The following is a 6,388-nucleotide window of genomic DNA, read 5'->3' on the forward strand; positions in this document are numbered from 1 at the left end:
ATTGTCCGGTGGCGACAGAGAGCTCAGCCGTTGAAGCGGCGGGCGGTGGTAAAGCTGCGTTGCCAGTAGTTGTTGGCCAGCGAGTCCATGCGAATGGTCTCGCCCGAACTGGGCGCATGGATGAACTGGTTGTTGCCGATGTACAGCCCGACGTGGCTGACGTTGCCACGGCCATTCTGGTTGAAGAACACGGCATCACCCGGGCGCAGTTGCTGGCGATCGACCTGCGTGCCGCCGCTCTCGATCATTTCCCCGGTCGTGCGCGGCACCGACATCCCTGCTTCCGTGCGGAACAGGTAGACCAGCAGGCCGCTGCAATCGAAACCGCTGCTCACCGAGGTGCCGCCGTAGCGGTAGGGCACACCGATCAGTTCACGGGCGCGGGCGACGACGCGGGAGTTGGCGGTAAGGCGCCCAAGCCGCTGGCCGGCCAAGCGCGGGCGTGCGGTGCCGTGCTGGAGTCGGACGGTGTTGTGATTCACCGACTTGGCGTGCGCCGCACGCGACAGGCTAGTTGTGGCCTTGTGCGGCGTCGGATTCTTCGACTCGCGTGCTTCAGCGAAGGGCAGCGAGAGGGTAAGCAGCAGGGTCGTGCTCAGCAGGGTGAGGGAGCGCATCTTGGGTACATCGTGTGACTAACTGGCGAAACGGGGCGCTATCTTAGGAATCTCCTCCTCGGCAAGAACGTGGCAGCAGTCTGAATGCCTGTAGGCATTTTCTGATTGGTGAATCGAGCGCCGGCTTCTCGGCTCCTGCCATCAGCCGCTGAAGCGCCGGGCTGTGGTGTAGCGGCGCTGCCAATAGCTGTCGTCGAGGGAATCGATGCGGATGGTCTTGCCGGTGCGTGGGGCATGGATGAACTGCCCGTCGCCAATGTACAGGCCAACGTGGCTGGTGCGGCCGTTGCCGTCGTGGTTGAAGAACACCGCATCGCCGGGTTGCAGTTGGTCCAGGTCCACGGCGTTGCGCTTCTGCGCGACCATCGACGTCGTGGTGCGCGGCAGCTTGCGGTTGGCGATGGTGCCGTACAGGTAGACCAGCAGGCCGCTGCAGTCGAAGCCGGATTCCTCCGTTGCACCGCCCCAGCGATAGGGCGTGCCGATCAGTTCGTGCGCACGTTCGACAATGCGCGTCGTATCGACCGGGCTGTAGTTCCTGTCGCCCTGTTCAGGCGAATAGGTCGACAGCAGCCTGCTGGTGCGCTGCTGGGTTCCAGACGGCGCCGATATCCTTTGCAAGCTGCCTTGCGTGCGACTGGCCGCGCCGCGCGGCTCGCCAATGCGTGCCACATGCCCGGCGGGCTGAAAGCTCCGGTCGATGGCGGCGGTATCGTAGCGGCGCCAGTCCGGAGCGTCGAAGTCATCGGCCAGGGCAACTGGCGCACCGAGGGTGCAAAGCAGATACAGAGGAAGCCAGCAGAGGGGGCGCACGTCGAATCACCTCAGGGTGAACGGTGGAGACGAGCGCCATCCTAGAAACTGCTAGGGAAGGTCGATGTAGGAAATTTCCAGTAGGCCTGAAGGCAAATTCTACGGAGGATGACCGGTCGCCACTCAGCGTGCGAACAACTGGCCGATGTCCTTGAAAGCCTTGAACTCCAGGGCGTTGCCGCAAGGGTCGAAGAGGAACAGCGTCGCCTGTTCACCCACCTGGCCCTGGAAGCGCACGTGGGGCTCGATGACGAACTGCGTGCCGCGCTCGCGCAGCCTTTGCGCCAGGCGTTCCCAGTCGTCCCAACTCAGCACTACGCCAAAGTGCGGCACCGGCACGTCGTGGCCGTCGACGGCGTTGGTGTGCGCCGCTTCCTGGCTGGGCGTGCGCGGGTGTTCGTGGATCACCAACTGGTGGCCGAAGAAATCGAAATCCACCCACTGGGCGCTGCTGCGGCCTTCGGCGAGACCGAACACCTCGCCATAGAAGCGCCGGGCCAGGGCCAGGTCGTGGACGGGAATGGCCAGGTGGAAGGGCGATAGTGCCATGGGCGGGCTCCCTGTCAGGTTCAGGCCGGTACGGCCAGCAGGCGGCTGATGGTGGCCTTGGCCGCGCTCATCTGGCCTTCGCGGGCGAGGCGGGTGAACTCCAGCAGGGCATGTTCGTGCTCCGCGAGGTCGTCGAGGATATCGCGGTCGTCGTCGTCGCCCTGGTCGGCCAGGTTGTCGTAGCGCTGGACGTAAGGCTCCACCAGCACCTCGAGTTTTTCCAGGGTCTGCGGCCAGTCGAGCCCGAGCCAGTCGGCAGCGCGCTGGCGGCCTTGCGCGGCGGCGTGCGCGGTGTCGCCCAGTGGCAGGCCATGGCGCTGCAGCAGCCGCGCCATGCGCAGGCCGGTCTGGCGCTCCAGTCGCGCCAGCAGGAGCATCGAGGATGCTCCCTCCGGCAATTGCTCGGCCAGGCCGAGGAAGAAGTTCTCGCCGCGGACTTCGCCCAGGTAGGCGGCCTGCAGTTCATTGGCTTGTCGGTGCATGCGTCGGTCCCCCTTTGCTGAATGGGGACCAGCCTAGACGATGTGTACCGGGCATCGAACCCGGCATGTCGTGTCTGGGCCAGAACGGGTCGCTCAGCGTTCGAAACCGTACTCGCGCTCGACCCGGCTGATGCGCACGCGGAACGCGCTGTACCAGTCGCTGCGCCCGGACTGCTGGGCCACCCGATGTTCCGCCTGCTGTTTCCATTGGCGAATCGCGGCTTCGTCGCGCCAGTACGACACGGTGATGCCCAGGCCGTCCGCGCCACGGGCCGATTCGACGCCGAGGAAACCATCCTGCTGGGCGGCCAGTTCCAGCATGCGATCGGCGGTGGCGCCGTAGCCTTCGTCCAGTGCGGTGCGGTAGGAGGTGAAGGTCACGGCAAAGTAGGGCGGTTGCGGTGTACTGGCGATCATGCGGGGCTCCCGGCGGGTAAGGATCTTGGGCTGGCTTCGCGGCTGGACTGATGGCGGAATGCGGCGGACAGGAGCGCTTCGGCCAGCGGCACGGCGATGCCGGCCAATGCCTTGCGCTCGGGTTGGAACAGGGTGGCAAGGAAGAACGGATGGTCGGTGGCTTCCACGGCGCGGATGCTGTCGTCCTCGCCATGGGCGCAGGCACGCAGCGAGCCGCCGAACAGGGCATCCTGGAACTCCGGGTTCACGCCGTAGCTGCAGCGATAACCTTCGCGGATTTCCGCCAGGCCGTAGATGGCCGCCAGGTGCGAGCCGGCAGTCAGGCGGATGCTTTCGCTGACTTCCAGCAGCGCACACGGCAGGGCGTGGACCACCGCCCGCGGCGCTTGCGGGTCGATCTCGGCGTGGGCCGCGTCGCTCCAGCCGAGGACGTTGCGGGCGCGCTCCAGCAGGGCATGCTGGAAGCCTCCGCAGGTGCCGAGGAAGGGCACTGCATTCTCGCGGGCGAACCTGATGGCGCGCAGGGCACCGTCGGTATCCTGGTAGGGACTGCCGGGGATGCACCAGAAGCCGGAGTACGCTTCGAGGTCCAGGCCATCGGCGAGGCGCGGGGTGTCCAGCCAATCCACGCGCAGGGTGCCGGAATGCGGCAACAGCGATTGCTGCAATGCCAGGGGAATCGCCCAGTGGGCAGTAACGCGACTGTCGCGATCGCCGATCAGGCCGATCCGCAGGGTTTTACGACGTTTTCCCATTCTTGGTTCCCCCAGGCGTCGTGGCCCATTGGCGGGCCCATGGGAGGCAATTTATAGTTGCGCAGGCGCAATCGAAAATGGGCGGTTGCGCAATCTTGGAGTGCGCCAATGCAATACCGACTGGAATACGCCGATCTTGCCCTGGTACTGGCGCTGGTGCGCGGCGGCAGCCTGGCCCGCGCTGCGGAATTGCTCGAGGTTGACGTCTCCACCGTGTTCCGCGCCGTGCGCCGGTTGGAGAAGTCCCTGGGTACCGCACTGTTCGAAAAAGGTCGCAACGGCTACCTGGCGACCGCCACCGCGCAGCAACTGGCGACCCAGGCGGAACTCGCCGAGCAGGCCCTTGAAGCCGCGCGCCTGGGCCTGGAACAGGGCCACGACGTGCTCAGCGGAACCGTGCGCCTGACCTGCTCCGATACCGTACTGCAGGGCCTGCTGCTGCCGGCCCTGGCGCGCTTCATGAAGCGCTACTCCGCGTTGAACCTGGAGCTGACCACCTCCAACGCCTTCGCCAATCTCAGCCGCCGCGACGCCGACATTGCCCTGCGCCTGACCAGCGCGCCGCCGGAACATCTGGTCGGGCGCAACCTCGGCGAAGTGCATTACGTGCTCTGCGCCCACCGCGACTACCTGGCCGAGCAGGGGGCGCGGCCCTGGCAGGACATGAGCTGGATCGCCCCGGACGAGTTTCTCCCCGACCATTCCAGCGTTGCCTGGCGGCGCCAGGCGTTCCCGGCGGTAGTGCCGGCCTATCGCTGCAACAGCATGCTTTCGGTGCTCGACCTCTGTCGCGCGGGCCTTGGCCTGGCGGCGCTGCCGGCATTCCTGCTGCGTCCTGGCGACGGCCTGCAGATACTCGAAGCGGAGCTGCCCGGTTGCAGCACCCATCTCTGGCTGCTGACCCGTCCGGACTGCCGGGCACTGCGGGCGGTGGTCACCCTGTTCGAGGAACTGGCCGGCAGCATCCGCCTGACCGCCTGAATGAAAAGACCCCGCTCGAAGGCGGGGTCGTTTCTACCAATGGCGATAGTGGCCGGGCGGGCCGTAGTAGCCAGGCCCGTAATAGCGCGGCGGGCCATAGTAGCGGGGCGGCCCGTAGTAGCGCGGGCCGGGCACCACCACAACCGGACGGTAGACCGGCTGGTAAACCGGTTGATAGACCGGCACCGGCTGGTAATACACCGGTGCAGGCGGGTAATAGGCCACCGGGGGCGGCGGAGCGTAATAGGGCGCCGGCGCGGGTTGCGACCCGGCGACCACTGCACCCCCGACAACGGCACCGACCACAGCGCCGATCGCGGCGGCATCGGTGTGGCTGTTGGCCGCGGCCTGGCCAGCGAGGGCGAGGCCAGCGCAGAGCAGGGCGATCTGGGGGAGACGGTGAAGCATGATGCACCTCCTGAGGAACCCGGCGAGGAACCAGGTATCTATGAGACATCGGCCTCGAACAAATCGTAACGCCGCCGGTGTAAAGGTTGTGTAAATGGCGCCGCACGGCTCTGCCACGGGCATTGCGTGTATCAGCCTGCAATACATCCATCGCGCTGCCGCGGCCTTCGGGCTGGTAAGGTGGCGCCTTTCGCGTTTTTTCCAGAGCACTTTCCAGAGCTCTTTTTCCAGAAGAACCAGGGAGACCTTTCATGCCCTTCAATCCCATGTCCTTGAAGTGCACCTTGCTGTCGCTTCTCGCTGTCGCCGCCCTTGCCGGTTGCAGTTCCAAGGATTCCTCCTCCGACGCCGCGCAACCGGCCGCGGACAACCCGGCGGCGCTCTCCGGCACCTGCAACGCCAAGGCCGTGCAATCGATCGTCGGCAAGGTCGTCACCCCGACCCTCACCGAGGAAGCGCGCCGCGACGCTGGCGCCAGCGTCGCCCGCGTGCTCACCCCGCACCAGCCGGTGACCATGGAATACAACTCGCAACGCCTGAACATCGATGTCGATGACAACCAGGTGGTCAAGCAGGTTTCCTGCGGCTGAGTGCATCGCGACGAATCAGCACCCATGAAAAAGCCCCGCCTAGGCGGGGCTTTTTCATGCCAGGTCGGTCTGCCAGTGCTGAGCAATTGCTGCCCGGGATACGCCCGCAGGATGGGAAATTCCCTATCTCGAACTTCCTGATAACTGGGTGAATGCTGTCAGGGCTGGAGTGTCATTTCCGCATTTTCAGTCAGAAATTTTTGTCCCCGTACCAAGGCCCCCAAAAACTCCGCAATACATCCCAAAGTGCCCGTTCCAGAGCAGCTTCGCTCGCGTGCAATACAGGGATAAATCGCCATGAACAGCATTTCAGATTGGTGGGTTGCTGTTGTAGGAGACATCGTCGAAATCCGCCCAGCCAGAAGCCTGGTTACGGAGAAGAACGATGCTCAGTGAACTCCGCACCTTCTTCGACTACAGCCGGCACACCGTCACCGTGGATGGCCAGGGCGCGCTGTTGGACGTGCTGGTCTTCTCCGGCACCGAAGCGCTCAGCGAAACCTTCTGCTACGCCATCGAGGTCACCAGCCCCAACCTCGACATCGCCGCTGAAACGATGCTCGGCAAGGACGCCAGCTTCAGCCTGCACGCCGCACCGCCCTCGCTGAGCATTCGCGGCTTCACCCCGCCGGCGCTGGCGCCGCTGCGTACCCTGCACGGCGTGGTCACGCGCTTCCGGCGCTTGTCCGCCTCCCGCGACGAGGCGCGCTATGAACTCACCCTCGAGCCGCACCTGGCCCTGCTCGACAAGGGCCAGCAGTTCCGCATCTACCAGA

The 6,388-nt window shown here is 65.3% G+C and carries 10 protein-coding genes; 3 read left to right on the top strand and 7 right to left on the bottom strand.

The features are described 5' to 3' along the window. Positions 1 to 23: 23 nt before the first annotated feature. The 6 genes from L6D89_RS13130 to L6D89_RS13155 form a co-directional block, all read right to left on the bottom strand. Positions 24 to 617, bottom strand: a complete 594-nt coding sequence (locus L6D89_RS13130) for a C40 family peptidase (RefSeq protein ID WP_236199990.1) — start codon at positions 615 to 617, stop codon at positions 24 to 26. A gap of 141 nt (positions 618 to 758) precedes the next feature. Continuing rightward, positions 759 to 1,430, bottom strand: a complete 672-nt coding sequence (locus tag L6D89_RS13135) for a C40 family peptidase (RefSeq protein ID WP_236199991.1) — start codon at positions 1,428 to 1,430, stop codon at positions 759 to 761. 123 nt (positions 1,431 to 1,553) lie between these two features. Beyond that, positions 1,554 to 1,979 carry a VOC family protein gene (locus tag L6D89_RS13140; RefSeq protein WP_236175318.1) on the bottom strand — a complete coding sequence of 142 codons (426 nt, stop codon included), beginning with the start codon at positions 1,977 to 1,979 and terminating at the stop codon, positions 1,554 to 1,556. Positions 1,980 to 1,999: 20 nt separating this feature from the next. Further along, complete coding sequence (locus tag L6D89_RS13145; RefSeq protein WP_236175317.1) at positions 2,000 to 2,461, bottom strand: hypothetical protein; 462 nt, start codon at positions 2,459 to 2,461, stop codon at positions 2,000 to 2,002. A gap of 93 nt (positions 2,462 to 2,554) precedes the next feature. After that, on the bottom strand, positions 2,555 to 2,878 hold the full coding sequence (locus tag L6D89_RS13150; RefSeq protein WP_236199992.1) for an antibiotic biosynthesis monooxygenase family protein: 324 nt from the start codon (positions 2,876 to 2,878) through the stop codon (positions 2,555 to 2,557). Next, entirely contained in the window at positions 2,875 to 3,633 is a 759-nt protein-coding gene (locus tag L6D89_RS13155) for a CTP synthase C-terminal region-related (seleno)protein (protein ID WP_236175315.1), read from the bottom strand. The genes L6D89_RS13150 and L6D89_RS13155 overlap by 4 nt, the downstream gene beginning before the upstream one ends. Positions 3,634 to 3,741: 108 nt before the next feature. Between L6D89_RS13155 and L6D89_RS13160 the strand changes: the two genes are divergently transcribed. After that, positions 3,742 to 4,614 (top strand): LysR family transcriptional regulator, encoded by an 873-nt coding sequence (locus L6D89_RS13160; RefSeq protein WP_236199993.1) that lies wholly within the window; start codon positions 3,742 to 3,744, stop codon positions 4,612 to 4,614. A 33-nt stretch (positions 4,615 to 4,647) separates the two neighbouring features. Here the strand turns inward: L6D89_RS13160 and L6D89_RS13165 are convergent, their stop codons facing one another. Further along, entirely contained in the window at positions 4,648 to 5,022 is a 375-nt protein-coding gene (locus L6D89_RS13165) for a hypothetical protein (RefSeq protein WP_236175313.1), read from the bottom strand. Positions 5,023 to 5,273: 251 nt separating this feature from the next. Here L6D89_RS13165 and L6D89_RS13170 point away from each other — a divergent pair, with 251 nt between their 5' ends. Next, a complete protein-coding gene (locus tag L6D89_RS13170; RefSeq protein ID WP_236199994.1) occupies positions 5,274 to 5,612 on the top strand; it encodes an I78 family peptidase inhibitor in 339 nt (112 codons plus the stop codon). Positions 5,613 to 5,997: 385 nt separating this feature from the next. After that, positions 5,998 to 6,388: contractile injection system protein, VgrG/Pvc8 family (locus tag L6D89_RS13175; RefSeq protein WP_248285743.1), on the top strand; the 391-nt coding region annotated here is incomplete at its 3' end.

The sequence above is a fragment of the Pseudomonas pseudonitroreducens genome, from assembly GCF_021603645.1.
In the GTDB taxonomy this organism is placed as follows: domain Bacteria; phylum Pseudomonadota; class Gammaproteobacteria; order Pseudomonadales; family Pseudomonadaceae; genus Pseudomonas; species Pseudomonas pseudonitroreducens.